Below are 25,927 nucleotides of genomic sequence, written 5' to 3'. Positions count from 1 at the left end.
TGTCCCATGGCTTCTTCTTCGCGCTTCGGCGGCATCCTGCCCACTCTTGCCATTATCATTGGCGCTGCCCTGTTCGGGTTTGCGGGCGGCTGGGCCTGGCAGGCCACGGGTGCAGGGCGCGGCGCGACCGAAACGATCGTGCACGATTACATTCTCGACCATCCGGAGATTCTGCCCGAAGCGATGCAGCGCATGCAGCAGCGCGAGATGCAGGCCCGCCTTGCGCCGCTGCGCTCCGCAATCGAAACGCCTTATCCCGGCGCGGTTCTGGGCAACCCCAACGGCAAGATCGTGCTGGTCGAATTCTCGGATTATGCCTGCCCCTATTGCCGCCTGAGCATGCCCGAGGTGGAGGCACTGATCGCCACGAACAAGGAACTGAAGGTGGTCGTCCGCGAAGAAGCGGTGATTTCCCCTGACAGCGACGATGCCGCCCGCATGGCCCTCGCCGCCGCCGATCAGGGCCTTTACGCAGCCTTCCACAAGACGATGTTCTCGAAAGACACCGTCAATCCTGCCACTATCGACGCGGCCGCGCAGGAAGCCGGTGTCGATCTGGCCAAGGCCAAGGCCTCCATCGCCAGCGGCAAGTATGAGATGGAAATCCAGAACAATCAGCGCATCGCGGAAGCGGTGGGCTTCACCGGCACACCTTCCTGGGTGATCGGCGACGAGGCCCATTCGGGCGCCCTTTCTCGCGATGTGCTTGCCGCCTCCATCGCGCGCGTGGCGAAGGAAAAGGGCCTCTAGGCCCTATTCCACCGCCGCGCTGTAAATCGAATTCAGCGGGCGGGCGAAGACCCGTTCCACCATAGGCACGAAGAATTCCAGCGGCTCTGACGGATAGTCAGGGTCGAACGCGGCCTGATCGTATTTTTCGCAGAATTCCGCGCAGGCATCGAACCATGGATGATCGCGGAAATTCTCCCGCAGATCACGGTTCATGCCCAGATAGTGGAAGAAGTAATATCCCTGGAACACGCCATGGTTGAGGCAGATCCAGTGCAGTTCCTCCGAAACGAAAGGCTTCAGGATCGCGGCGGCGATGTCCGGATGGTTATAGGCGCCCAGCGTATCCCCGATGTCGTGGAGCAGGGCCATCACCACATAGGGTTCGTCCCGCCCGTCGCGATAAGCACGCGTCGCCGTCTGCAGCGAATGTTCCAGCCGATCGACCGGGAAACCGCCATAATCGCCCAGGAGCAGGCGCAAATGATCCAGCACCCGTTCGGGCAGTGAAGCCGCATAGGGGCGGAATTCACCCGCGATGATCTGCCAGTCCTGCGCCGTGCCTTCTTCCATCGAGCGGAAAAGGGCGCGATTGGTGGGTTGATGACGGTCGGTCACGGCATGTCTCCCGCAGATCACACTACTCCTTGCACGAAACGCCGCAAAACATTCTGACGTTCCGGCGATTTTTGCGGTAGAAGCCCGCCCATGGCCGTGCTGCCTTCCCAACCCACCCCGTTCTTCGCCAACAAGAATCGGGCATTCTGGCAAATCCAGTTCGCGGGCTGGGGGGGCATATTCTTGTTCCGCTCGGTCTCGGCGCTGGCCAATACCCAGCCGCTGAACTTCCTGGTGATCATCCTGATCGCCGCGATCACAGGCTTTTCGATCAGCCTGTTGCTGTCGGTGATCTATCGCCAGTTGATCAACCGGCGCCCGGTCATCACCTGGACTTTCAGCCCGCTGGCGCTGGGAATTGCGGTATGCCTTTACTGCTTCATCGATGCCTGGGTGATCAGCCTTTACCGGCCGACCAGCGAAGCGAGCTTTGCCCAGCTCTTCCTGGGTGTGTTCTATATCGACATGACCCTGCTGGGCGCATGGTCCGCGCTTTATTACGCGATCAACTACTTCCTGCAGGCGGAAGAAAAGGCCGACGAGCTTGCCCAGATGCAATTGCAGGCCACTACCGCGCAGCTTGCCATGCTGCGTTATCAGCTCAACCCGCACTTTCTGTTCAACACACTCAATTCCATTTCCACGCTGGTGCTGCTCAAGCAGACCGAGCCTGCCAATGCGATGCTGACCCGCCTTTCCGCCTTCCTGCGCCACACGCTGGTGAACGAGCCGGGAGGCAAGGTGACGGTGGAAGAGGAAGTGGAGACGCTGAAGCTCTATCTCGATATCGAGCGGATGCGTTTCGAAGAACGGCTGCGCACCGAATTCCGTATCGACGATTCAGCGCGCCGGGCGCTGCTCCCCTCGTTGCTGCTCCAGCCTCTGGTAGAGAATGCGATAAAATATGCGGTCTCTCCGCAGGAGGAAGGGGCCAAGATCAGCATCTCGGCGCGGCTCATCGGGCAAAGGCTTCGTATCACCGTTGCCGACACTGGCCCGGGATTGCAAAACACTCGCACGGGGACGAACTTCGCTAGTGTCGGCGCGAGTGGCGCGGGCATGGTTTCGTCCACCGGTGTCGGTCTTACCAACATCAGGGACCGTCTGGCTCAAGCCTATGGCGACGACCATGTCTTCGAAACCCGCACGCCGGCGCAAGGCGGCTTCACTGTGGTGATCGAGATCCCATATGAAGCGGCCGAGCAAGAGGAGACCCCAACCCTGCCGAAACTGCAGAGCAAGCCGGCCATGGCCGGAAACGCCGCACAGAGCCAAGCCCTCGCAAAGGGCCAACAGCCCGTTCAGCGCGAATTGGGGCTTGGCGCATGAGTATCCGCACGATCATCGTCGATGATGAAAAACTCGCCATCCAGGGGCTGCAATTGCGGCTCCTGGAATTCGCCGATGTCGAAGTGATCGATACTTGCGCCAATGGGCGCGAGGCGATCCGCAAGATCAAGACGGAAAAGCCCGATCTGGTCTTTCTCGACATCCAGATGCCTGGCTTCGACGGCTTTTCCGTCGTGAAGGGCGTAATGGAGATCGATCCGCCGCTGTTCGTCTTCGTCACGGCTTTTCAGGAACATGCGATCCGCGCCTTCGAGGCGAATGCGGTCAATTACCTGATGAAACCTGTGGACGTGGACAAGCTGGCCGACACGATGGAACGCGTGCGCACCCGCCTTGCCGAGAAGCGTTCCGCCGAAGAGGCAGAGAAGCTGAAGGAAGTGCTGGCCGAAGTCGCCCCCGATGCCGTCGAAGGCCTGGTGGAAGAGGATGAAGCCGCCGCCACCCGCTATGAGAAGCTGATCAACATCAAGGATCGCGGGCAGATTTTCCGCGTCGATGTCGATTCGATCGAGCATATCGAGGCGGCCGGCGATTACATGCTGATCTACACGGCCGATAATTCGCTGGTTCTTCGCGAAACGATGAAGGATCTGGACCGCAGGCTCGATCCGCGCATCTTCCAGCGCGTTCACCGCTCCACCATCGTCAATCTGGACAAGGTGCGGCAAGTGAAGCCCCACACCAATGGCGAATGTTTCCTGGTGCTGGAAAGCGGCGCACAGGTGAAGGTCAGCCGTTCCTATCGCGACGTGGTGGCACGCTTCGTCCACTGATCGGGGTTTGCAGACTCGAAAATTCCGTTCGGCCTGAGCTTGTCGAAGGGCCGCTCTTCACTTAGCGCGTGGCAACACGCCTGAAGGAGAAGGACTGTCCTTCGACGGGCTTGGGACGGACAGAATTTCTTGGCTGCTGACTGGCATCTCCCCGGATTCGACCTCGCCTCCTTCGTCCGCGCTACGCTGGACGAGGATCTTGGCGTGGGTCTGCCGGGTGGCGGGCATGACGTGACCGCCGAAAGCGTGATCCCGGCCAATGCGCGCTTTTCCGGCGTGATGGACAGCCGCGATCCCATCGTTGTTGTCGGCCTGCCCATCGCCGCCGCCTTCTTCCGCCTGCTGGATCCGGCGATGGAAATCGAAATTCTGGCCGAAGAGGGCCAGGAAGTCCCCGCCGGATCGGACGTCATGCGCCTTTCGGGCAATGCCCGTGCCATGCTGACGGCGGAGCGCAGCGCGCTCAACACCGTGCAGCACCTTTCCGGCATCGCCACCATGACGCGCGACTATGTCCGCGCAATGGGGCCAGCCGAGGCGAAGCTGCTCGATACGCGCAAGACCATCCCCGGACTGCGCCATCTGGAAAAATACGCCACCCGCATGGGCGGCGCACAGAACCATCGCATGGGGCTGTGGGATGCGGCGATGATCAAGGACAATCACGTTCTTGTCGCAGGCGACGTGGGCGAAGCCGTGCGCCGCGCACGCGAGGCCGGCGTGAAGGACATCATCTGCGAGGTAGACCGGCTCGACCAGATCGAACCCGCACTGCTGGCAGGTGCCAGCCACCTGCTGCTCGATAATATGACGCCAGAGACCCTGCGGGAAGCCGTCGCCATGGTGGCAGGGCGGGCCGCCACGGAAGCATCGGGCGGCGTCACGCTCGGCACGATTGGCGCCATCGCGGCCAGCGGGGTGGATTACGTCTCGGTCGGCCGCCTGACCCAGAGCGCACCTGCCGCCGACATCGGGCTCGATTTCACGCCGCTATGAAGGCGGGGCGCCCGGCCTCGATCCGGCTGTTCGCGGCGCTGTTCTTCGCAGCGGCAATCTGTGCCTACATCGACGGAATGCGCAATCTGGCACAGCAGACCGCCTATTTCGAAAGCTGGCTGCCGCAGTGGCATTTCAGCCGGGATGCCGTGATCGTCATCCTCTCGGCAAGGCTTACCATCGCACTGATACCCATTGCGCTGATCTGGTTCCTGCGCGCCGGTTTCGCCCGCTGGTTCGTGGCCCTGATCACTCTGGCCAGCCTTGTGAACCTTCAGGAAGCCCTGGGGTTGCACGGCGCCCCTTCACCGCTGTGGCTGGTCAGCTTCGTAATGAAGCCGATTGCAGTCGCCCTACTGTTCACCCCGTCTGCACAAAGCTGGTTTGCCCGTGGGAGAGGCCTCGATGCCCGTTCGTGAGACTAGGCTGGCAAGTCTTGTCGCCGCGGCACTTCTGGCCATTCTTCCCACCGCCGCACACGCGCAGGCCTTTCAGTGCTATGTCCCCAACACCGCGCCAGTAATCCCGAAACCCGTGCCGGACGGCCCGACACGGCAAAGTGCCGCGACGCACTATACGCTCGCGCTCAGTTGGTCCCCCGAATATTGCCGCACCCGCAAGGCCAAAGCTGCCGACAGGTTCCAGTGCGGCGGTAAGAATGGCCGCTTCGGCCTCGTCCTTCATGGGCTGTGGCCGGAAGGGAAGGGCGGCGAATGGCCGCAATGGTGCCCCACCACCCGGCAGGTGACGCCGCAGATCGCCCGGCAGAATCTGTGCATGACACCTTCTGCCGCGCTGCTCGCCCATGAATGGGCCAAGCACGGCGCCTGCATGACGAAGCGCCCGGAAGCCTATTTCAAGGCTGCACGCATCTTGTGGAATTCGCTCACCCTGCCCGATCTCGACCGGCTCTCGCGCCAGAAGGGCCTCAATGCCGGAGCGATTCGGCAGGCGATGGCCGATGCCTTCCCTGCTTTCACGCCAGCCATGGTGGGGGTGCGGCTGAACAAAGGTGGCTGGCTGGAAGAAATCCGCCTCTGCTACGGCAGGAATTTCCGCCCGACACGCTGCACCAGGGCGCAATATGGCCCGGCAGACGGCACTCCCGCCAAAATCTGGCGCGGATTGTAGCTCTGCCTAGCGCCGCTCGGCGAAGAAATCGCGCAGCAGCCCCGCAGCCTCATCCTCGCCCATGCCGGAATAGACATCCGGCCGGTGGAGGCACTGCCTGTGCTCGAACACACGCGCACCATGTTCCACCGCGCCGCCTTTGGGATCGGATGCGGCGTAATAGAGCCGGGCGATTCGCGCATGGGAGATCGCCCCTGCGCACATCGGGCACGGTTCCAGCGTGACCCATAATTCGCAGCCTTCCAGCCGCTCCGTCCCCAATGCCTCGCTCGCCCGCCGAATCGCGAGCAGCTCGGCATGGGCCGTGGGGTCTTTCAGGCTGCGCGGCGCATTATGCGCCCCGGCGATCACGCGCCCGTCCTTGACGATCACCGCCCCGATGGGCACTTCGCCCTCCGTTGCACCCTCGCGAGCCAGCGCCAGCGCGCGCGCCATGGGTTCGGGAAGGGGCCACCTGTTCATGCCGTGGGGCTAGCGCGGCAGGGGCACCATCGCAACCGAGCCATATAGAGGCCCGGGATTGCTTGACGATTCGGACCTTGGCAGCTATGCGCGCCGCTTTCCGGGACATCCCGACAGCAATTCGAACGAGAGAGAACCATGTCGCGCATCTGCGAACTGACCGGCAAGGGCCGCCAGGTTGGCCACAATGTGAGCCACGCCAACAACAAGACCAAGCGCGTCTTCCTGCCCAACCTGCAGAACGTCACGCTGCTGAGCGAAAAGCTGGACCGCAGCTACAAGTTCCGCGTGTCGACCCATGGTCTGCGCTCGGTCGAGCACAATGGCGGCCTCGACAACTGGCTGCTCAAGACCTCTGACGAGAAGCTGAGCCCGCGCGCCCTCAAGGTGAAGCGCGAGCTGAAGAAGGTTCAGGCGGCAGCCTGATCTTCCGGCCCTTCGGGGCCAGCCGATCTTCTGATCGCAAGAGCGCGCGGCAAAACCGCGCGCTTTTCGCGTATTCGCTCGCCGGGCGATTGGTTCACCGCGCGGGCGGCGGCATTTGCCATGAAAGCCGCAGCAACAAAGTATGCTGCAGCATCTCGCCGCCATTATCGTCCGAAATGATCCAGAGCGTGAGCGGCGCGCCGGCCTTGCCCCCGGCAACCACCAGCCCTTCATAATTGTCGAGCGGGAAGGGACGGTCGATCGTGCCCACTTCCTGCCACGGCCATGGCTCCCCCTCGCGAATATCCGCAAGGTCGGCCAGCGCCAGCTTTGCCGTGAAACGCGGCGGGAACAGGCCGATACCGCGCATCAGAATCAGCACACGCCCATCCGGCAATTGCTTGATGTCGGTCGGCAGATAGCCTTCCGGCGGGGAGAAGCGGAATTCCAGCCCTTCTTCCCCTTTCAGCGGATCGCCCGGGAACAGCAGGGCAGGGCTGCCCCCCGTGCTCCAGGAATAAGGCGATTCGGCCAGAGTGAGGAAGCGCCCGTCACTGAGGCGCAACAGCGATTCGGGGCCGCCATTTTCCGGCCAGAGCTTCATCTGCAATGGCCGCACGGTCTGCGCGCCGGACAGATCGCGCTTCACGCGGATGATGGCGTTGCGGCCTTCCAGCCCCAGCCAGATATAATCGCCCGCCGGATCGGACGTGGCCGATTCGATGTCCTGCATCTGCTTGAAATGGCCTGCTCCGGGCAGGGCACGCCCGATCTTCACTTGCCCGCGCTGCCCCGGAAACGGCGCTCGCAGGAACCCGCCCTGATCGCTGAAGGCAAGGAACCCGTCCTTTCCATCGGCAAGCAGCGCTGAATAGGAACCGAAGCGCGAATTGGGACTTTCGATGCGCCAGGCGCCCGTCATCACCGGGCTATCCGGTCCGCCGATGCGAGCTGCATCGCCTTCCGGAATGGGCAGCCGCACATAGGCAATGCGCTGGCTGGAATCGGGCACCGGCGGCGCGCTGCGCCACACGATTCCCGGTGCGAGCCCAAGCGCCAGAAGCACGGCCAGAACGATACGACCCGGACGGCGCATGATGCGTCAGGGCATCGGGCCGAGGAACAGCAGCGGATCAAGCCGGGAATCGAGCCATTTGAGGCTCCAGTGCAGATGCGGCCCGGTTGCACGACCGCTCATGCCGATCTTCCCGATAACCTGCCCCTGTTTCACATGGTCACCCAGCTTCACCGAAATCTCCGAACAATGGAGAAAGGCGCTGTTGAGGCCATTGCCATGGTCGATCATCAGCAGATGCCCTTCGAGGCTGAAGGGCGTCTGCGCCGCCAGAATCACCACTCCGTCCGCCGGGGCGACAAAGGGCGTTCCGCTGGTGCCGCTCGAAATGTCGAGGCCGGAATGATAGCTGCCCGGCTCTCCGCGATAGATGCGCTGGGACCCGAACCGGCCGGAAATGCGGCCCTTGGCAGGCCAGATGAAGTTCTGCCGCCAGCCCTCCGCATCGGAGCGCACTTCGCGCGCGGTGGCGATCTGGGCCAGTTCCGGCTCGCGAATTTTCATGAAATCCGCACTGGCCCCGCCCGGCGTGCGGGCGACATTGATGTGTTCGATATTCCACTTGCGCGGCGAGACGGCGATTTCCCGCTCGATCACGCGGCCATCGGCAAGGCGCGCGACGAGCTTCGCGCTGGTGCCTGCATCACGGTCAAAGGCGGCGAAGAACGATCCGTCAGGCGCGAAGGGGAAGGGCGTGCCATCCAGTGTGGCCTCGACCGTGGAGGGCGGAAGCGTGCCGCGCATCCAGCCGCCCTGCGTCAGTTCACCGCCCAGTTCGATTGTGGCGGGCAGGGGCTGGACCACCGGCAGTTCCACCTGCCCGGTCGGTTCGGCCACGGGCGCGGAAAGCGGCGCAGCGGGGAGCGTGGCGGCATGGGCCTCCGGCTCATCGGCCTGACAGCCGGCAAGCAGAAGGAAAGCTGGCAGGAAACGGGTTGCGCGGCCCGCCTTCACGCCTGGCCCAAGAGGCGGCGCGTGGCGATTTCCGGGCTGGCATAGGCTTCCTGCCGGTCAACACTCCAGTAACGGAGCGCCTCGAGCGGGATTTCCTCGCCAGTGACGGCGCAGATCACGAACTTGCCCGGCTTGGCGACGCGAAAACCGTTGGGGCCGTAAATGAGAGTGGCGGGGTTGCCGCCCGATGACATCAACATGGACATGCCTCTAGCAATCCTGGGCCCTCAGAACAATTCCGCCTGCCCCTCGGGCGAGGATTTGCCCGGTTTTGCCGGGCGTTTCGCCGAAGGAACGGGCGCGCCGCCAGTCGATACGTCCAGCTTCCCATCCTCGAATTCAATGGTGAGCACGGGCTGTTGGCGGGCATCTTCAGCACTTTTCACAACACGGCCTGAAGCATCGCTGACGAGGACATAACCGCGCCTTAACGGAGCCCTGGGGTCCAGTTGCAGGCGCAGACGCTCCAGCGCGGCGAGCTTGTCCTGCCGCTGGGCAAGGGGGCGAGTGAGCAGAGCGGGAGTGAGGCGCACTGAAGCCAGCTGCAACCGGCTATCCGCCTGGCGCGCCCGGTCTGCCAGCCCGCGACGGAGCCGTTCGCCCAGATCGTCCAGCCGCTGCGCCGCCTGCGCCACCAGCACTTCGGGCCGAGGCAGGCGTGCAACGCGTGCTTCCAGCCTCTCCCGCCCCAGCGACACGGGCCGCAGGATCGCCCGGCGTTTGCGCAGGGCAAGCTCGTCCAGCGTGGCGGCCAGTTCAGCGCGCACCGGGACGGCCATCTCGGCAGCAGCGGTGGGAGTGGGGGCACGCCGGTCAGCCGCGAAATCGGCCAAAGTCGTGTCCGTTTCGTGGCCGACGGCGGAGATGACCGGGATCGAGCAATCAGCAATCGCGCGGACGACGATTTCCTCGTTGAAGCTCCACAGATCCTCGATCGATCCGCCCCCGCGCGCCACGATTACCACATCGGGCCGGGGAACCGGGCCGCCCGGCTCAATGGCCGAGAAACCGCGAATCGCCGCCGCGACCTGTTCGGCAGAGCCTTGCCCCTGCACCAGCACCGGCCAGACCAGCACATGGCTGGGGAAACGATCCGCCAGTCGGTGAAGAATGTCGCGAATCACCGCCCCCGTAGGGGATGTCACCACCGCGATGGTCCGCGGCAGGAAGGGCAGGGGGCGCTTGCGTTCCGGACGGAACAGCCCTTCAGCCTCCAGCCGCGCCTTGGTCTTTTCCAGCAGGGCCAGCAGGGCGCCTTCGCCCGCGATCTCCATGCTTTCGATCACGATCTGATAGGAAGAACGGCCCGCATAGGTAGTGAGCTTGCCAGCCGCGACCACCTCGATCCCGTCTTCCGGGCGGAAAGCGAGCCTCTGCACGCTGCCGCGCCACATCACGGCATCGATCTGGGCGTTCTCGTCCTTGAGGCGGCAATACAAATGCCCGGAGGCCGCCAGCTTCACGCCCGATAGCTCGCCGCGCAGGCGCACGAAGCCGAAGCGATCTTCCACTACCCGCTTCAATTGGGCCGAAATCTCGGTGATGGAGAGCGGCTCAGCGTTGTCCCCGGGGTTGCCGCGCGCTACGAGACCGGCCTGAACATCGTCGTTAATGAATGAAGGGCCGGACATGAATATCCTTTTGCTGGGATCGGGCGGACGCGAACATGCTCTGGCTTGGAAGCTGGCGCAATCCCGCCTGATCGCGTCGGAAGGGGGCACGCTCTATGCCGCGCCCGGCAATCCCGGCATAGCCCAATATGCCACGCTGCTGTCTTTGGACGTGACGGACCATGCCGCAGTGATCGCGCTCTGCGCGGAAAAGGGCATCGGCCTGGTAGTGATCGGGCCGGAAGCCCCGCTGGTGGACGGTCTGGCCGACAGCCTGCGCGGCGAAGGTATTCCGGTGTTCGGCCCCAACAAGGCCGCCGCCCAGCTGGAAGGCAGCAAGGGCTTCACCAAGGATCTGTGCGAACGCGCTGGCATCCCCACGGCGGGCTATGTGCGCACCAGGTCGCTGGCCGAGGCGCTGGAGGCGCTCGGCCGCTTCAAGGCGCCTTACGTGCTCAAGGCTGACGGCCTTGCCGCGGGCAAGGGCGTAGTGATCGCGGAAGACCGTGCGACGGCGGAAGAAGCATTGGCCGACATGTTCGGCGGCGCTTTCGGCGAAGCGGGCGCGGAAGTGGTGATCGAAGAATTCCTCACCGGTGAAGAAGCCAGCTTCTTCGTGCTGACCGACGGCGCATCCATCATGTCCATCGGTTCCGCACAGGATCACAAGCGCGTGGGCGATGGCGATACCGGGCCGAATACGGGCGGCATGGGCGCCTACAGCCCGGCTCCGGTGCTGAATGCGAACCTGCGCGGCGAAGTAATCGCGCGGATCATCGCCCCCACGGTGAAGACCATGGCCGATGAAGGCACGCCCTATTCCGGCGTGCTCTATGCCGGCCTGATGCTGACGCCCGAAGGGCCGAAGCTGATCGAATATAATTGCCGCTTTGGCGATCCCGAATGTCAGGTGCTGATGCTGCGGCTGGAATCCGATCTGGGCGAACTGCTGCTGGCCTGTGCGGAAAACCGCCTGGGTGCCATGGAACCGGCACGCCTGGCCAATCGCACCGCGCTGACCGTGGTGATGGCTGCCAATGGCTATCCGGGCGAAGTGGAAAAGGGCGGCGCGATCCGCAAGATCGACGCGGCCGAAGCAGGCGGCGCCAAAGTGTTCCACGCTGGCACCGCGCTGGACGCGGAAGGCAACCTGGTGGCCAATGGCGGGCGCGTGCTCAATGTCACGGCGCTGGGCGGCACGGTGAGCGAGGCGCAGTCCGCCGCCTATCGCGCGGTTACGGCGATCGACTTCCCCACCGGCTTCTATCGCCACGATATCGGCTATCGCGAAGTGGCCCGCGAAGCTGCGCGCGAGCGGCTGGGCTAAGCGAAGCCTATTTTCGTCATTGCGAGCGAAGCGAAGCAATCCTGCGCCCAACGCGGTTCACTCTGGATTGCTTCACGGCTTCGCCGCTCGCAATGACGAAGAGGTATCCATGCTGCACCCGAAGGTGCGGTAAAGGATTCTAACCGAATCGTTTTTTCATCAGCTCGGCAAGGTCCGCTTCGGGCCGTGCGCCGAAATGCGAGATGATTTCGGAAGCCGCAACCGCACCCATTTCGAGGCAGCGGGTCAGGCTTTCGCCGCGCACATGGCCGGTCAGGAAGCCCGCGGCGAACAGATCGCCCGCGCCGGTGGTGTCCACCACTTCGTCAATCGGCTCGGCCGGAACTTCGGCGCGTTCCCCGTCTGCCACGGCCACTGCGCCATCTGCGCTGCGCGTGACGACCAGCACCGGCACCTTGGGTGCCAGCGCTGCAATCCCGGCCTCCAGATCGTCCTCGCCGGTCAGCGCGGCCAGTTCGTGATGGTTGGCGAACAGGATGTCGATCAAACCGTCATCGATCATGGCGCGGAAATCGCCGCCATGCATGTCGATCACGAACACTTCGGACAGAGTGAAGGCCACCTTGCGCCCGGCCGCCTTGGCCGCCTCGATCGCCTGACGCATCACGGCGCGCGGCTCTTGCGGATCCCACATATAGCCTTCGAGATAGAGCACGGCGGCATCGGCCACGGCTTCCACATTCAGCGATTCGCGCGGAAGGTAGTGCGAGGCGCCGAGGAAGGTGTTCATCGTGCGCTGGCCATCGGGCGTGACGAAGATCAGGCAGCGGCCCGTCGGCGGATCGCCCGCGCGCGGCGCCACATCGAAATCGATCCCGGCGGCGCGAATGTCATGCGCGAAGACTTCGCCCAGCTGATCGTCCGCCACCTGGCCGATGAAGGAACATTGCAGGCCGAGAGCGGAAATGCCCGCCAGCGTATTGGCGGCGGAACCGCCCGAAATCTCGCGCGCGGGCCCCATCGCGGCGTAGAGTTCCTTCGCCCGGTCCGTGTCGATCAGCGTCATGCCCCCGCGGGCCAGCCCCAGCTCTTCGATCAGCTCCTCCTCGCAGGGGGACATCACGTCGACGATCGCATTACCGATTGCGATCACGTCATAGCGGGGCTTGGTCATGGGAATCCTTCGTCCGAATTTGCACTCGCCCCGCCGCCCGCAGCACCAATCGCGATGACGCACCGGCAAAGGCGCCGTTGACTTGCCGTGCGCGGCGCGCAATCGCAAGCCCGATGGGTTCGATCCTTTCCGCAATGCTGCGCGCACTGGCGCAAATGGCCGATCCGCGCATCCTGCGGCTGCTGGCCAAGACAGTGGGCGTAAGCCTGATCCTGTTCATCATCCTCGGCTGGCTGGGGTGGATCGCGCTCGACTGGGTTCTCGCTTGGGCCGGGCTGAAAGATGCAGCCTTCACCGGCGCCGGCGGTGTGCGCGGCGTTGTATCGTTTGCGGTTACGCTGATCGCCGGTTGGCTGCTGTGGCGCGTGATCGCGATGGGCGTGATTTCCTTCTATGCCGATGAAGCCGTGCTGGCAGTGGAGGCGCGCTATTATCCCGATGCCGCCGCCCGCGCGCGCGATCTGCCGGTGAGCGAACAATTGTCCACCAGCCTTCGCGCTGTCGGGCGGGCCTTGCTGGCCAATCTGATCGTGCTGCCCTTCGCGCTGGCCCTGCTGGTGACCGGGGTGGGCACCGCCTTGCTGTTCTGGGCAGTCAATGCCGTGCTGCTGGGGCGCGAACTTTCCGACATGGTGTGGCTGCGCCACCGCCATGCAGAGGGTGCGCCCGCGCCCCTGTCCCGGGGCGAACGGTTCGTGCTGGGTGGGGCGACCGCCGCGCTGCTGGCAGTGCCTTTCGCCAATTTCCTGGCCCCGGTGCTTGGCGCCGCCAGCGCGGCGCATCTGGTTCACGGCAAGGAGAAGGCTTCGAATGGCGCGGCGTAATCTGGCGGCAATCGCCCTGCTTTCCACTCTGGCCATGCTGATTTCCGCCTGCGGCGGGGCCGTGCCGCGCCCGCGCAGCCAGCCGCTGCCCCCGGTGCAGAAAGACCCGCGCCCTCCGGTGCAATATGAAGTCGTCCCCCGCCCGCGCCCGGAACCTCAGGTGATGCACCTGCCCGGGCTGGAAGGCGTGATCGGGGCCAATGCGGCCAATTTGCTGCGCCAGTTCGGCCAACCGCGGCTGGACCTGCTGGAAGGCGACGTGCGCAAGCTGCAATTCAGCGGCAGTGCCTGCGTGCTCGACATCTATCTCTACCCTTCGGGCAACAGCGCCGATCCGGTGGCGACGCATGTGGATGCGCGGCGCGGAAGCGACGGGCAGGATGTGGACCGCGCGGCCTGCGTGGAGGCCCTGCGCAGGCGCTGAAATCAGGGGTAACCCGGAATTAAGCCTGTTGCGGCATAAGGCCCCGATCAGAAGAGGGGCCAATCATCATGAGCGTCCAGTTCAGCAATCTTGCCGCACAGGTGGCGGAAGACGGCAAGGTTACGCCGGAAGACATCCTCGCGCTGCGCCGGCTAGGCTGGGAAAGCGGCGACATCACGCTGCACGAAGCCGAAGCGATCTTCGAACTGAACCGCCGGCTGGCCGATCCGACCCCCGAATGGGTGGACTTCTTCGTGGAGGCCCTGGGCGAATTCATCGTCAACGGCACACCGCCGAAGGGTTATGTCGATGAAGGCGAGGCTGCCTGGCTAATCGAGGCGCTGGACAAGGATGGCCAGCTTGAAAGCATGGCCGAACTGGAACTGCTGGTGCGGGTGATGGAACGCGCCATCAATGTGCCCGCAAGCCTCAAGCATTATGCACTGAAGCAGATCGAACATGCAGTGCTGCTGGGCACTGGCCCGACCCGCGACGGCGGCGCCCTTTCCGATCAGCACATTACCGATGCCGAATGCCGCCTGCTGCGCCGGATCATCTTTTCCAGCGGCGGGCTGGGCGCCGCATCCGCCAGCCGCGAAGATGCGGAAATGCTGTTCCGCATCAAGGACGCCACGCTCGGCAAGCCCAATTCCGCCGAATGGACGCGCCTGTTCGTGCAGGGCGTGGGCAATTACCTGATGGGCTTCACCAGCCGCAATGCGCAGCTCGACCATGCGCGGGCCAAGGAACTGGAAGCCTTCATTGCCGATAATCGCGCCAGCACCGGCCGCTTCTTCGGCCGCATGGTGCGCAGCATGCCGAACGCCTTCGGTTCCGTGTTCGGCCGCAAGGACACGGCGCAAAACCATGCCGACATGGTGGAAGCCGCCCGCCAGATCGATCTGGACGAACAGGACTGGCTCGACGCGCAGATGGACGCCAACGGCCAGCTGGACGAACTGGACCGCGCCCTGCTTGACTTCATCGAGGAAGAATTCGGCGGCTGATCCCTGTCGGCCGCCGTTCGGTCAGACGGTGAAGCTTTCCCCGCAGCCGCAGGAACCCTTGGCATTCGGGTTGTCGAACACGAAGCCGGCCGAAAAATCGTCTTCCTTCCAGTCCATGATCGAACCGACGAGGTAGAGCACGCTCGCCCCGTCGATGAAGAAAGTGCCGCCCGGCGTTTCGATCCGCTCGTCGAAGGGAACGGCCTCGTTCACATAGTCGACCGAATAGGCAAGGCCGGAACAGCCCCGGCGCGGAGTGGAAAGCTTCACCCCGATTGCCCCTTCCGGCGCATTCGCCATCAGTTCCGCAATGCGCGCTTCCGCGCCGGGAGTGAGAATGACAGCGGCAGGGCGCTGGCGGGTTTGGGTTTCGGCCATCACAGCATCCCCAGTTCGAGCCGGGCCTCGTCGCTCATCTTGGCCGGATCCCACGGCGGATCCCAGACGAGATTCACTTCGGCATCGCGAATGCCCGGCACCGCGCCCACGCGCAGTTCCACTTCGCCTGGCATGCTTTCGGCCACGGGGCAATGCGGGGTAGTGAGCGTCATCGTCACCACGGCATCGCCATCTTCCGAAACGTCCACGCCGTAGATCAGGCCCAGATCGTAGATGTTCACCGGGATTTCCGGATCGTAGATTTCCTTCAGCGAGGTGATCACCGCTTCATACAGCGCACCACCCGGATCGCCCGCATTGGCGCCTTCCGGCTTCTGCGCCAGGAAGCCTTCGAGATAGTCGCGCTTGCGCTCCAGCTTTTCTACGGGCGTTTCGTCCGGCGTGTTTTCCAGATCGACGCGCGCGCGCGGCGGCGCATCCACGCTGGCAACTTCTTCCACGGTGAAGCCCTTGTCCGCTTCCTCGCTCATCCGAAAATCCTCTTGGTCCGCTCGATACCGGCCAGCAGGGCCGCAATATCGCTTTCGTCACTGTAAATACCGAAGCTGGCCCGCGCGGTGGCGGGCACGCCCAGATGATCCATCAAAGGCTGCGCGCAATGATGGCCCGCCCGGATCGCGACATTCGCCTCATCGAGGATCGTGCCGAGATCGTGGGGATGAATGCCATCAAGTGCGAAACTGACGATGCCAGCCGACTGTTCCGGCCCGAACAGGGTGACGTCGTTCATCGCGCGCAATTCGCCGCGCAGCTTCGCCACCAGTTCGCGTTCATGCCGCTCGGCCACGTCCAGCCCGATTTCCGAGAGGTAATCCACCGCCGCGCCAAAGCCGATCGCCTCGACAATGGCAGGCGTGCCTGCCTCGAAACGCTGCGGGGCAGGGGCGTAGGTGGTGCGTTCGAAGGTCACCTTGTCGATCATCGCGCCGCCGCCCTGATAGGGGGGCATGTCGGCCAGGATCTCGCGCCGGGCCCACAGCGCGCCAATGCCGGTGGGGCCATAGAGCTTGTGCGCCGAGAAGGCATAGAAATCGCAGCCCAGCGCCGCGACATCCACTTTGAGGCGCGGGACGGCCTGGCACCCGTCGAGCAGAATCTTCGCGCCGACCGCATGGGCCAGAGTGACCGCGCGCGCGGCATCCAGTTCGGACCCGAGCACGTTGGAGACATGGGCGAAGGCGACCAGCTTGTGCGCAGACGTCAACATTGCCTCGGCCGCGTCGAGATCGATCCGGCCGTCCTCGGTCAGCGGGCAGACATCGATGATCGCGCCGGTCCGCTGCGCCACCAGCTGCCAGGGCACGATGTTGGAATGATGCTCCAGCGTGGAGAGCAAAATACGGTCGCCCGGCCGAAGATTGGCCGCGCCCCATGTTGCCGCCACCAGATTGATCGCCTCGGTCGCGCCGCGCGTGAAGACGATTTCGTCCTCCTGCCCGCCAATGAAGCGCGCCACCTTGCGCCGCGCCTCTTCGAAGGCGAGCGTCATCTCGGCCGAGCGGGCATAGACCCCCCGGTGAACCGTGGCGTAATCCTGCCCCAATGCGCGGCTGACCGCCTCGATCACGGCAATGGGCTTCTGCGCCGTTGCCGCCGTATCGAGATAATGCCATTCGCCGCCATCGGCATTCAACAGGCCGGGAAAGTCCGCCTTGCGGGTCAGGGTCTCGGTGCTCATGCGGCCTCCTCGCCCAGGGCGGAAAGCGCCTTTTCAAGCATGGCCTCGCGCATATCGGCATCCTCGATCGCGGCGAAGGCATCGGCCACGAATGCGCGGATCAACAGCTTGCGGGCGACTTCCGGCGGAATACCCCGCGCCGCCATATAAAACGCCGCCGTCTGGTCCAGCGCGCCGATGGCCGCGCCATGGGCGCATTTCACATCGTCGGCATAGATTTCCAGTTCCGGCTTGGTGTTGGCCGTTGCGCCTTTTTCCAGCAGGATCGCGCGGAAATTCTGCGCCGCATCGGTCTTCTGCGCATCGCGTACCACTTCGATCCGGCCGAGGAAATTGCCGGTGGAACGGCCCCATTGCACCGCGCGCACCGTCTGGTTGCTGGTGGCATGGGGGTGGGCATGGACCACGCGGGTGACGAATTCCTGCCGAGCATCGCCCCCGCCGATAGTCACGCCGCCAAATTCGAAATGCGCGCCTTCTTCCAGCGTCACTTCCACTTCGGCGCGGGCATAGGGGCCAGCGGCATTGATGCAGAACAGGGCAAAGCTGCCCCCACGCCCGACAAGGACGCGCAGACGTTCAACACCTGCGGCAACTTCCCGCGTTTCGCTGATCGCAGTGCCAGCAGGCACATCCACTTCGCGCCACCGGGCAAGCGCAGCCGGGTCGGCAGCGGCCAGCCACTGGGGATCGGCATAGCGCCAATCCTCGTCACGCGTGGTGGGAAGGGTGGCCAACTCGCTCACGCAACCGCCTCGTAGCCCTGCTCTTCGAGTTCAAGCGCGAGCTCCGGCCCGCCCGTCTTCACGATGCGGCCCTTGGCGAGGACGTGCACCACGTCCGGCTTCACGTAATCGAGCAAGCGCTGATAATGCGTGATCAGCAGCACGGCCTTGTCCGGCGCGCGCATGATCGCATTGATGCCTTCGCCCACGATGCGCAGCGCATCGATGTCGAGGCCGCTATCCGTCTCGTCCAGCACGGCAAAGGAGGGGTCGAGAATGCCCATCTGGACCATCTCGGCGCGCTTCTTCTCGCCGCCGGAAAAGCCGACATTCACCGGGCGCTTGAGCATATCCATATCGAGCCGCAGCAGCCCGGCCTTTTCCTTGGCCAGCTTCAGGAACTCGCCGCCCGAAAGCGCTTCTTCCCCGCGGCCCTTGCGCTGGGCATTCACAGCCTCGCGCAGGAACTGGGCGAAGCTGACGCCGGGAATCTCCACCGGATACTGGAAACCCAGGAACATGCCGGCCGCCGCGCGTTCATGCGGTTCCAGTTCCAGCAGATTCTGCCCCTTGAAGGTCACGGAACCCTGCGTGACTTCATAACCGGGGCGGCCGCCCAGCACATAGCCCAGCGTGGACTTGCCCGCGCCATTGGGGCCCATGATCGCATGCACCTCGCCCGCGCCCACTTCCAGAGTGAGGCCATTGAGGATCTGCTTGCCGTCGATTTCGGCGTGGAGGTTTTCGATCTTCAGCATTGTCTGTCCTGTCGCCGCTTCAGCGCGGGTTCGCCTTGCGGGGGTGGCTGGCAAAGTGCTTGCGGCGCGATTCTGCCTTGTCGGCAATGCGCAGGCGCATGCCGGCGGTGATCCGCGCAAGTACTTCGTCCATGTTCTCGAGAATGTCGGCGGCCTTGATCCTCATGACGCGGACGCCGATTGCCTCAAGGCTCTTGTCACGGCGATGCTCGATCGCCTCGTTGGCGCCTTCCTCGTCAATTGCGATCACCATGCCGAGATTGTGGCAGTTGAAATCGACGATGGCCGAGCCGACCACGGCGTGGCGCGTGAATTTGTAACGCCCGAGATCGGCCTTGGCGAAACGCTCCGCCAGCGCCTTGTGCGCCTCGCTCGAATGGCGGCGCATCTCGCGCGCCTGATCGTGCAACGCATCGAGCCGCGATTCCGAAATCTCCCAACCGCGGCCTTTGCGCTTGAGAGCGGGTGCTTCGGCCTGTTCGTCAGGCGAGCGGAGCTTGAGAGTCTTGCGGTCAGTCATCCTACGCTACCTTCAAGGCTGATACCGAGCAGCTTCTGCGCTTCCACGGCGAATTCCATCGGCAATTGCTGCAACACTTCGCGGGCAAAGCCGTTGACGATCAGCGCCACTGCCGCTTCCTGATCCAGCCCGCGCTGCATGGCGTAGAACAGCTGATCGTCGCTGATCTTGCTAGTGGTCGCCTCATGCTCGATCTGGGCTGAAGGGTTCTTCACTTCGATATAGGGCACGGTGTGCGCGCCGCATTTGTCGCCCAGCAGCAGGCTGTCGCACTGGGTGAAGTTGCGCACGCCATCGGCATTGGCGCCCACACGCACCAGCCCGCGATAGGTGTTGTTGCTCTTGCCCGCGCTGATACCCTTGGACACAATGGTGGAACGGCTGCGCGCGCCGTTGTGGATCATCTTGGTGCCGGTATCGGCCTGCTGGTGGTTGTTGGTGACCGCGACCGAGTAGAACTCGCCCACCGAATCCTCACCATTCAGCACGCAGCTGGGATATTTCCAGGTGATCGCGCTGCCGGTTTCCACCTGTGTCCAGCTGACCTTGCTGCGCTTGCCCTGACACAGCGCCCGCTTGGTGACGAAATTATAGATCCCGCCCTTGCCCTCGGCATCGCCGGGATACCAGTTCTGGACGGTGGAATATTTGATCTCCGCATCGTCGAGCGCGACCAGTTCCACCACTGCGGCATGAAGCTGGTTCTCATCGCGCTGCGGTGCGGTGCAGCCTTCCAGATAGGAAACGTAGGCGCCCTTGTCGGCCACGATCAGTGTGCGCTCGAACTGCCCGGTATTTTCCGCATTGATGCGGAAATAGGTGGAAAGCTCCATCGGGCAGCGCACGCCTTCGGGGATGTAGACGAAGGTGCCGTCGGAAAAGACCGCGCAATTGAGGGCTGCGAAATAATTGTCGTGCATCGGCACGACCTTGCCGAGCCACTGCTTCACCATTTCGGGATATTCGCGGATCGCTTCCGAGATGGAGAGGAAGATGACTCCCGCCTTCTTCAGCTCTTCCCGGAAAGTGGTGGCAACGCTGACGCTGTCGAACACGGCATCGACGGCAACCTTGCGCGAACCTTCCACCCCGGCGAGCACTTCCTGCTCCGCCAGCGGAATGCCCAGCTTGTCGTAGACGGCCTTGATCTCGGGATCGAGCTCATCAAGGCTCTTCAGCGCCTCCTTCTTGCGGGGGGCGGCGTAATAATAGGCGTCCTGATAATCGATCGGCGGAATGTCGAGCTTGGCCCAGTCCGGTTCAGGCATGGTCTGCCACAGGCGGAAGGCCTTGAGACGCCATTCCAGCATCCATTCCGGCTCTTCCTTCTTGGCCGAAATGAAGCGGACAGTGTTTTCGTCCAGCCCCTTGGGCGCGAATTCCTGTTCGATGTCGCTCGAGAAACCCCATTCATAGGTTTCGAGCTTCTTCGCCGCTTCGCGGGCTTCCTGATCGGGCAGAGTCGTTTCGTCGGTCACAATGCTACATCCTTGGCGGGAACGCCGACGAACCGGCTGAGCGGGACACCCGCCAGCGCGCCGCGCATCGCCTCATTCACTGCACCCCAATGCGGCCGCGCGGAGCAGGAGCATTCGAGCGCGCAATCCTGCTTGCCGTGATCCACGCAGGCGGTCAGCGCAATCGGCCCTTCAACCGCTTCGACAATGTCCGCAATGGAAATCGCCGCCGCCGGCCGGGCCAGCTGCAACCCGCCATGAGCACCGCGCACGGACCGCAGCAGGCCGGCAGAGCTGAGCATACTGACCAGCTTCTGCACCGTGGGCACGGGCAAGCCGGTTTCTTCCGCCAGCTGCACAGAGGAGACGCGCGCAGAACCGCAATGGCGCGCGGCGGCGCTCATCGTGACGACTGCGTAATCGGCCATGCTCGAAAGCCGCATCTGCCTTTCCTCGTGGGTTTCAGGGCCACTCCAATTCAGAGTGATTCGTTCCGGTTTCATCTAGGCATGGATTGCCGCATTGCAACAACCAATCCGCCAATGGCGGAAAAGCGCCGGAAAACCGGACGAAAAAAGGGCGGCCCCCTCGAAAGGAAACCGCCCTCTAAGTTGAGAACTCGATAGCATTGCTGCTTCGAGCCCTTCGGGTCGCGCGCCCTGTCTACCGATGAAAGATGAACAGGAATTGTAAGAAAGCGACAAAGGCGGTGGCAAATGAGTAACAGCGCAAAGAAATCGTAACTTTCGTTAGCGTGCTCAGGGACATACGCCAGTGGCTATTCCGCGCTTCCGCACCCTTCCTCGCCATCGACAGGGCGCGCGCTTTGCCATAACCGGCGGGCATGCTTTTCCGCCTGATCCGCCCCGCCCTGTTCGCCTTTGATCCCGAAACCGCGCATGGCCTGGCCCTTGCCGCGCTGAAGGCCCTGCCGCATGGCGCACCCCCTGCGGCCGACGGCCCGCTGGCGACGAGCCTGGCGGGCATCCGCTTTCCCAATCCGCTGGGCATGGCCGCCGGGTTCGACAAGGATGGTGAAGTGCCCGACGCCCTGCTGGGGCTTGGCTTCGGCTTTGCTGAAGTAGGCTCGATCACGCCGTTGCCGCAATCGGGCAACCCGAAACCGCGCCTGTTCCGCCTGACCGAGGACCGCGCGGTAATCAACCGCATGGGGTTCAACAACAAGGGCGCTGAAACCGCACATGACCGGCTTGCGGCAAGAGCCGCCCGTACCGGGGTGGTCGGCATCAATATCGGCGCGAACAAGGATTCGCCCGATCGCATTTCCGATTATGGGGTGATGGCCCGTGTCATGGCGCCGCTGGCCACCTATCTGGCGGTCAACGTCTCCAGCCCCAATACGCCGGGCCTGCGCGCTTTGCAGGATGAAAGCGTGCTTACCGAACTGCTCGACGCTGTGCTCGACGGGGCAAGCGAGGCCACCCATGGCAAGCCACCGCCGGTCTTCCTGAAGGTTGCGCCCGATCTGGAGCCTGCCGATGTGGACGCCATCGCCCGCATCGCAGTTGAAAAGAAGCTGGGCGCGCTGATCGTGTCCAACACCACCATCTCGCGCCCGCCGCTGAAATCGCGCCATGCCGGGGAGACCGGCGGCCTTTCCGGCGCGCCCCTGCGCGATCTGGCCCAGCAGCGCCTGCGCGATTTCCGCAAGGCAACCGGCGGCGCCGTGCCGCTGGTGGGCGTGGGCGGCATCGCCAATGCTGCGGATGCCTGGGCGCGGATCAGGGCCGGTGCCAGCCTGGTGCAGCTCTATTCCTCCATGGTCTATGAAGGCCCGGGCATCGCCCGCAGGATCACACGCGGGATCGAGGCACTGATGCGGCGGGACGGCTTCACTTCCATTGAAGAGGCCGTCGGGAGCGAATAGGCAGGGTCCATGCTGAAACGCTTCTCCGCAGCCCTTCTCCTCCCCTTTGCCCTCTGGGCCTGCACTGGCGAAGGCGGTGCGGCGCTGGCCAGCACGCCTGCGCCACAGGCGCCCGGCCTCGTCAGCGCGGCCGATCCGCGCGCGGCCGAGGCCGGGGCGCAAATGCTGCGCAAGGGCGGCAGCGCCACCGATGCGGCCATCGCCACCATGCTGGCCCTGACCGTGGTCGAACCGCAAAGCTCCGGCATTGGCGGCGGCGGCTTCATGGTGCTGGGCGATGCGGCCGGAGATGTCGAAACGCTGGACGGGCGCGAAACGGCGCCCATGGCAGCGGGGCCGGACTGGTTCCTCGACAGCGAGGGCAAACCGCGCCCCTTCATGGAAGCGGTGATGTCCGGCCTCAGCGTAGGTGTACCGGGCAATGTCCGTCTGGCGCAGAAGGCACATGAGCGCCACGGTAAGCTGCCCTGGAAGGCCCTGTTCGACCCGGCCATTGCACTGGCGCGCGACGGGTTCGTCATCAACGAACGCCTGCACGAATTCCTGATCAACGCGAAGAACCGGGCCGCAGCAGAGGCGGAAGGGCAGGCCCTGTTTTACGACGAGATGGGCGAGCCGCTGCCGGTGGGCACGCTGGTGAAAAACCCCGCCCTGGCCGAAACGCTTGAAAAACTGGCAAAGGAAGGCCCGGACGCCTTCTATACCGGCGACAATGCGCTGGCGATCGCCGTGCATGTCGCCGCAGAGACCCCACATGCGCGCGGCATGGTGACGGGCGACATCGAGAATTACGCTGCGCGCGATCGTACTCCCGTTTGCGGAACGTACCGGACATACAAAATCTGCGGCATGGGTCCGCCTTCTTCCGGCGCGACCACTGTGCTGGCGATCCTGAAGCAGCTTGAACGATTCGATCTGCATGCGCTGGGCAAGGATTCGCCCGTCGCGTGGCACCTCTTTGCCGAATCCCAGCGCCTCGCCTTCGCGGACCGCGAGCTTTACCTTGGCGACGATGATTTCGTGCCGGTCCCGGTAAAGGGGCTGGTGAGCGATGCCTATCTGGCTGGGCGAGGCCTGCTGATCTCGCCCGACAGCACGATGGCCACGGCCAGCGCGGGAACCCCGCCGATGGATGGCACGCAGGTAAGCTGGGCCGATGGCGACGAGCCTGAAGAACACGGCACATCCCATTTCGTGGCAGTGGACCGCTGGGGCAATGCGGTAAGCTACACCTCGACCGTTGAAGGTTCCTTCGGGTCGGGCCTGATGGTGGGCGGCTATTACCTCAATAATGAACTGACGGATTTCAGCTTCTCGCCGGAAAAAGACGGTTTGCCGGTGGCAAACCGGGTGCAGGCAGGCAAGCGGCCGCGCAGTTCCATGTCACCCACACTGGTCTATGACGCCAACGGCAAGCTGGCGATGGCCGTCGGCGCGGCGGGCGGGCCGACCATTCCGGTACAGGTGGCCAAGGCCCTGATCGGCTGGATCGACTGGGATCTTTCGGCACAGGACGCGATTGCCCTGCCGATGCTCTATTCCCCCGGCGACACGATGTTCATCGAGCCGGGCACGGCGTTGGAAGGCATGAAGCCCGCGCTGGAAGCCTTGGGCCACAAGGCCATCGTCGCCCGTGCGCTTCCGCTCAAGGCCAATGCGGCGGAACGCACTGCCACCGGCTGGCTTGGTGCGGCCGACCCGCGCAGCGCGGGCGCCTCTGTCGGGGAATAGCGCCCCTTCTGCGTGCTTGTCGCTTGCGCAAACCGGGCTTACATCTCGGGAAAAGGGCCCCGGGAGGGTGATGGGGCGCGAGGGGATTTGCCGATGAAGCTTACCGATTTCGGATCGGCCGACAATCTGGTCGCCCTGTTCCTGCAGCGGGCCGACGAACTGGGCGACAAGCCGTTCCTGTGGGCCAAAAGCGGCGGTAGCTGGCATTCGCAAAGCTGGAACGAAGTGGCGCGGGCGGTATGCCTGCTGTCAGAAAACCTGCGCAAACTGGGCCTGAAGGAAGGCGACCGGGTGGCGCTCGTCTCCGAAAACCGGCCGGAATGGTGTATCGCGGACCTGGCGATCATGGCCGCCGGCTGCATCACCGTGCCGGCCTACACCACCAATACCGAGCGCGATCACCAGCATGTGCTGGACAATTCCGGCGCGCGCGTAGTGATCGTCTCCAACGAGAAACTGGCCAAGCCGCTGCTGCCTGCGGTGATGACGTCAGGCGTGGCCGAACATGTCATCGGGGTGGAAAATCTCAACCGCCACCAGTCCGGCACTTTCGACTTCCATAGCTGGGACGAGATGCTGGCTGGCGATGCCGATGCCGCGCGCAGCGCAGTGGAAGAACGGATTGCCGGAATCGGCCGCGAAGTGACCGCCTGCATCATCTATACCAGCGGCACGGGCGGCGCCCCGCGCGGGGTGATGCTCTCCCACGGGGCAATCCTGTGCAACATCGACGGTGCGGCCGATCTGCTAGTGGAGGATTTCGGCTGGGACGAGGAAGTGTTCCTCTCTTTCCTGCCGCTTTCCCACGCCTATGAACATACGGGCGGCCAGTTCCTGCCCATCGGGCTGGGCGCCGAGATCTATTACGCCGAAGGGCTGGATAAGCTGGCCAGCAATATCGAGGAAGTGCGCCCCACTATCATGGTGGTGGTTCCCCGCCTGTTCGAAGTGTTGCGCACCCGCATCATGAAACAGGTGGAAAAGCAGGGCAGGGTGGCCAACTTCCTGATGGACCGCGCCCTGCGCATCGGGGAACTGTCTTTCGCCGGGCGCCGGCGGCTGCGCGACCTGCCGATGAACCTGATCCTGGAAAAGACGCTACGCCCCAAGATTCGAGACCGGTTCGGCGGACGGATCAAGGCGCTGGTATCGGGCGGGGCGCCGCTCAATCCCGATGTCGGCACCTTCTTCGAATCCATGGGGCTGACCATGCTGCAAGGCTATGGCCAGACCGAATCCGCCCCAGTGGTCAGCTGCAACCGGCCCAAGGTGGGATTGAAGATGGACACGGTCGGCCCGCCGATGAAGGGCGTGGAAGTACGGATCGCCGAAGATGGCGAGATTCTGGTGCGCGGAGAACTGGTTATGCAGGGATACTGGCAGAACCCGGCGGAAACCGCCCGTGCGCTCCAACCCAATGCAATCGATCCGACTGGAGCGATCTGGCTGCATACGGGCGACATCGGCCATCTGGATGCCAAGGGCCGGATCGTCATCACCGATCGCAAGAAGGACATGATCGTCAACGACAAGGGCGACAACGTCGCGCCCCAGAAGATCGAGGGAATGCTGACGCTTCAGCGCGAAATCGCGCAGGCAATGGTGGTGGGCGACAAGCGACCCTACATTGTGGGGTTGATCGTCCCCGATGCCGAATGGGCGCTGGAATGGGCGCGCGCCAATGGCGAGAAATTCGACATGGACGCGCTGCAGGAACTGCCTGCCTTCAAGAGCGCGATCCGCGCCGCGGTAGACCGGGTGAACAAGGACATCTCGGTAGTTGAGAAAGTCCGCCAGTTCGCCTTTGCCGACGAGGCCTTCGCCATCGAGAATGGCGAGATGACCCCCAGCCTCAAGATTCGCCGCCACATGATCAAGGCCCGCTATGGGGAACGGCTGGACGCGCTCTACAAGGCGTGAAGCCGGACAG

General features: G+C 63.9%; 29 protein-coding genes. 14 read left to right on the top strand and 15 right to left on the bottom strand.

The features are described 5' to 3' along the window. Nucleotides 1–6: 6 nt before the first annotated feature. Nucleotides 7–750 carry a DsbA family protein gene (locus SZ64_RS14065; protein WP_082384597.1) on the top strand — a complete coding sequence of 248 codons (744 nt, stop codon included), beginning with the start codon at nt 7–9 and terminating at the stop codon, nt 748–750. Nucleotides 751–753: 3 nt separating this feature from the next. Here SZ64_RS14065 and SZ64_RS14060 read toward each other — a convergent pair whose 3' ends face one another. Continuing rightward, a complete protein-coding gene (locus tag SZ64_RS14060; protein ID WP_054532275.1) occupies nt 754–1,302 on the bottom strand; it encodes an HD domain-containing protein in 549 nt (182 codons plus the stop codon). A gap of 135 nt (nt 1,303–1,437) precedes the next feature. Here SZ64_RS14060 and SZ64_RS14055 point away from each other — a divergent pair, with 135 nt between their 5' ends. From SZ64_RS14055 to SZ64_RS14035, 5 genes are all read left to right on the top strand, one after another. Further along, on the top strand, nt 1,438–2,676 hold the full coding sequence (locus tag SZ64_RS14055; protein ID WP_054531400.1) for a histidine kinase: 1,239 nt from the start codon (nt 1,438–1,440) through the stop codon (nt 2,674–2,676). Beyond that, a complete protein-coding gene (locus SZ64_RS14050; protein ID WP_054531399.1) occupies nt 2,673–3,470 on the top strand; it encodes a LytTR family DNA-binding domain-containing protein in 798 nt (265 codons plus the stop codon). Before SZ64_RS14055 ends, SZ64_RS14050 begins: the two co-directional genes overlap by 4 nt. A 129-nt stretch (nt 3,471–3,599) precedes the next feature. Next, a complete protein-coding gene (nadC, locus tag SZ64_RS14045; protein WP_054531398.1) occupies nt 3,600–4,466 on the top strand; it encodes a carboxylating nicotinate-nucleotide diphosphorylase in 867 nt (288 codons plus the stop codon). Next, nucleotides 4,463–4,885: a hypothetical protein gene (locus SZ64_RS14040; protein WP_054531397.1), complete on the top strand. Its 423-nt coding sequence runs from the start codon at nt 4,463–4,465 to the stop codon at nt 4,883–4,885. The genes nadC and SZ64_RS14040 overlap by 4 nt, the downstream gene beginning before the upstream one ends. Further along, the gene (locus SZ64_RS14035; RefSeq protein ID WP_054531396.1) at nt 4,872–5,597 is read left to right on the top strand and encodes a ribonuclease T2; all 726 of its coding nucleotides are present in this window, start codon (nt 4,872–4,874) and stop codon (nt 5,595–5,597) included. Before SZ64_RS14040 ends, SZ64_RS14035 begins: the two co-directional genes overlap by 14 nt. 6 nt (nt 5,598–5,603) lie before the next feature. On the opposite strand, the gene SZ64_RS14030 is transcribed toward SZ64_RS14035, so the two are convergent. Next, nucleotides 5,604–6,059, bottom strand: a complete 456-nt coding sequence (locus SZ64_RS14030) for a nucleoside deaminase (RefSeq protein ID WP_054531395.1) — start codon at nt 6,057–6,059, stop codon at nt 5,604–5,606. Nucleotides 6,060–6,197: 138 nt separating this feature from the next. Here SZ64_RS14030 and rpmB point away from each other — a divergent pair, with 138 nt between their 5' ends. Continuing rightward, complete coding sequence (rpmB, locus tag SZ64_RS14025) at nt 6,198–6,485, top strand: 50S ribosomal protein L28 (protein WP_054531394.1); 288 nt, start codon at nt 6,198–6,200, stop codon at nt 6,483–6,485. Between the two features lie 94 nt (nt 6,486–6,579). Here rpmB and SZ64_RS14020 read toward each other — a convergent pair whose 3' ends face one another. The 4 genes from SZ64_RS14020 to xseA all read right to left on the bottom strand — a co-directional run bounded on the left by SZ64_RS14020 (nt 6,580) and on the right by xseA (nt 10,145). After that, nucleotides 6,580–7,581 (bottom strand): esterase-like activity of phytase family protein, encoded by a 1,002-nt coding sequence (locus SZ64_RS14020; RefSeq protein ID WP_054531393.1) that lies wholly within the window; start codon nt 7,579–7,581, stop codon nt 6,580–6,582. A 6-nt stretch (nt 7,582–7,587) separates the two neighbouring features. Beyond that, on the bottom strand, nt 7,588–8,376 hold the full coding sequence (locus tag SZ64_RS14015; RefSeq protein ID WP_241773106.1) for a M23 family metallopeptidase: 789 nt from the start codon (nt 8,374–8,376) through the stop codon (nt 7,588–7,590). A 134-nt stretch (nt 8,377–8,510) separates the two neighbouring features. Then, nucleotides 8,511–8,714 (bottom strand): DUF2093 domain-containing protein, encoded by a 204-nt coding sequence (locus SZ64_RS14010; protein ID WP_054532273.1) that lies wholly within the window; start codon nt 8,712–8,714, stop codon nt 8,511–8,513. Nucleotides 8,715–8,741: 27 nt separating this feature from the next. Next, nucleotides 8,742–10,145 (bottom strand): exodeoxyribonuclease VII large subunit, encoded by a 1,404-nt coding sequence (gene xseA, locus SZ64_RS14005; RefSeq protein ID WP_054531392.1) that lies wholly within the window; start codon nt 10,143–10,145, stop codon nt 8,742–8,744. On the opposite strand from xseA, the gene purD reads away from it, so the two are divergent. Next, nucleotides 10,144–11,451 (top strand): phosphoribosylamine--glycine ligase, encoded by a 1,308-nt coding sequence (gene purD / locus SZ64_RS14000; protein WP_054531391.1) that lies wholly within the window; start codon nt 10,144–10,146, stop codon nt 11,449–11,451. The two genes, xseA and purD, sit on opposite strands and share 2 nt — an antisense overlap. A 139-nt stretch (nt 11,452–11,590) precedes the next feature. Here purD and SZ64_RS13995 read toward each other — a convergent pair whose 3' ends face one another. Continuing rightward, a complete protein-coding gene (locus SZ64_RS13995; RefSeq protein ID WP_054531390.1) occupies nt 11,591–12,586 on the bottom strand; it encodes an adenosine kinase in 996 nt (331 codons plus the stop codon). A gap of 113 nt (nt 12,587–12,699) precedes the next feature. On the opposite strand from SZ64_RS13995, the gene SZ64_RS13990 reads away from it, so the two are divergent. The 3 genes from SZ64_RS13990 (at nt 12,700) to SZ64_RS13980 (ending at nt 14,841) form a co-directional block, all read left to right on the top strand. Next, nucleotides 12,700–13,410, top strand: coding sequence for an EI24 domain-containing protein (locus SZ64_RS13990; RefSeq protein ID WP_054531389.1), 711 nt, complete (start codon nt 12,700–12,702; stop codon nt 13,408–13,410). Continuing rightward, nucleotides 13,397–13,834 (top strand): hypothetical protein, encoded by a 438-nt coding sequence (locus SZ64_RS13985; RefSeq protein WP_054531388.1) that lies wholly within the window; start codon nt 13,397–13,399, stop codon nt 13,832–13,834. Before SZ64_RS13990 ends, SZ64_RS13985 begins: the two co-directional genes overlap by 14 nt. A 68-nt stretch (nt 13,835–13,902) precedes the next feature. Continuing rightward, complete coding sequence (locus SZ64_RS13980; RefSeq protein WP_054531387.1) at nt 13,903–14,841, top strand: hypothetical protein; 939 nt, start codon at nt 13,903–13,905, stop codon at nt 14,839–14,841. A gap of 21 nt (nt 14,842–14,862) precedes the next feature. Here SZ64_RS13980 and SZ64_RS13975 read toward each other — a convergent pair whose 3' ends face one another. The 8 genes from SZ64_RS13975 to SZ64_RS13940 are packed head-to-tail and all read right to left on the bottom strand — an operon-like array spanning nt 14,863 to nt 20,821. Then, entirely contained in the window at nt 14,863–15,219 is a 357-nt protein-coding gene (locus SZ64_RS13975; RefSeq protein WP_054531386.1) for an iron-sulfur cluster assembly accessory protein, read from the bottom strand. Then, nucleotides 15,219–15,710 (bottom strand): SUF system Fe-S cluster assembly protein, encoded by a 492-nt coding sequence (locus SZ64_RS13970; RefSeq protein WP_054531385.1) that lies wholly within the window; start codon nt 15,708–15,710, stop codon nt 15,219–15,221. Before SZ64_RS13970 ends, SZ64_RS13975 begins: the two co-directional genes overlap by 1 nt. Next, nucleotides 15,707–16,918, bottom strand: a complete 1,212-nt coding sequence (locus SZ64_RS13965) for a cysteine desulfurase (RefSeq protein WP_054531384.1) — start codon at nt 16,916–16,918, stop codon at nt 15,707–15,709. The genes SZ64_RS13970 and SZ64_RS13965 overlap by 4 nt, the downstream gene beginning before the upstream one ends. Beyond that, on the bottom strand, nt 16,915–17,664 hold the full coding sequence (locus SZ64_RS13960) for a SufD family Fe-S cluster assembly protein (protein ID WP_054531383.1): 750 nt from the start codon (nt 17,662–17,664) through the stop codon (nt 16,915–16,917). Before SZ64_RS13960 ends, SZ64_RS13965 begins: the two co-directional genes overlap by 4 nt. Further along, nucleotides 17,661–18,401, bottom strand: a complete 741-nt coding sequence (sufC, locus tag SZ64_RS13955; protein WP_054531382.1) for a Fe-S cluster assembly ATPase SufC — start codon at nt 18,399–18,401, stop codon at nt 17,661–17,663. Before sufC ends, SZ64_RS13960 begins: the two co-directional genes overlap by 4 nt. 19 nt (nt 18,402–18,420) lie before the next feature. Then, nucleotides 18,421–18,921: a DUF559 domain-containing protein gene (locus SZ64_RS13950; RefSeq protein ID WP_054531381.1), complete on the bottom strand. Its 501-nt coding sequence runs from the start codon at nt 18,919–18,921 to the stop codon at nt 18,421–18,423. After that, nucleotides 18,918–20,399, bottom strand: a complete 1,482-nt coding sequence (gene sufB, locus SZ64_RS13945) for a Fe-S cluster assembly protein SufB (RefSeq protein ID WP_054531380.1) — start codon at nt 20,397–20,399, stop codon at nt 18,918–18,920. Before sufB ends, SZ64_RS13950 begins: the two co-directional genes overlap by 4 nt. Beyond that, entirely contained in the window at nt 20,396–20,821 is a 426-nt protein-coding gene (locus SZ64_RS13940) for an SUF system Fe-S cluster assembly regulator (protein ID WP_054531379.1), read from the bottom strand. The genes sufB and SZ64_RS13940 overlap by 4 nt, the downstream gene beginning before the upstream one ends. A gap of 401 nt (nt 20,822–21,222) precedes the next feature. On the opposite strand from SZ64_RS13940, the gene SZ64_RS13930 reads away from it, so the two are divergent. The 3 genes from SZ64_RS13930 to SZ64_RS13920 all read left to right on the top strand — a co-directional run bounded on the left by SZ64_RS13930 (nt 21,223) and on the right by SZ64_RS13920 (nt 25,917). Next, entirely contained in the window at nt 21,223–22,266 is a 1,044-nt protein-coding gene (locus SZ64_RS13930; RefSeq protein WP_054531377.1) for a quinone-dependent dihydroorotate dehydrogenase, read from the top strand. 9 nt (nt 22,267–22,275) lie between these two features. Continuing rightward, nucleotides 22,276–23,997, top strand: a complete 1,722-nt coding sequence (gene ggt / locus SZ64_RS13925) for a gamma-glutamyltransferase (RefSeq protein ID WP_054531376.1) — start codon at nt 22,276–22,278, stop codon at nt 23,995–23,997. 93 nt (nt 23,998–24,090) lie between these two features. Further along, nucleotides 24,091–25,917 carry a long-chain fatty acid--CoA ligase gene (locus tag SZ64_RS13920; protein ID WP_054531375.1) on the top strand — a complete coding sequence of 609 codons (1,827 nt, stop codon included), beginning with the start codon at nt 24,091–24,093 and terminating at the stop codon, nt 25,915–25,917. Nucleotides 25,918–25,927: the final 10 nt, after the last annotated feature.

Source organism: Erythrobacter sp. SG61-1L, from assembly GCF_001305965.1.
Taxonomy (GTDB): Bacteria; Pseudomonadota; Alphaproteobacteria; order Sphingomonadales; family Sphingomonadaceae; genus Andeanibacterium.
This window is presented reverse-complemented; position numbering and strand designations above follow the sequence as displayed.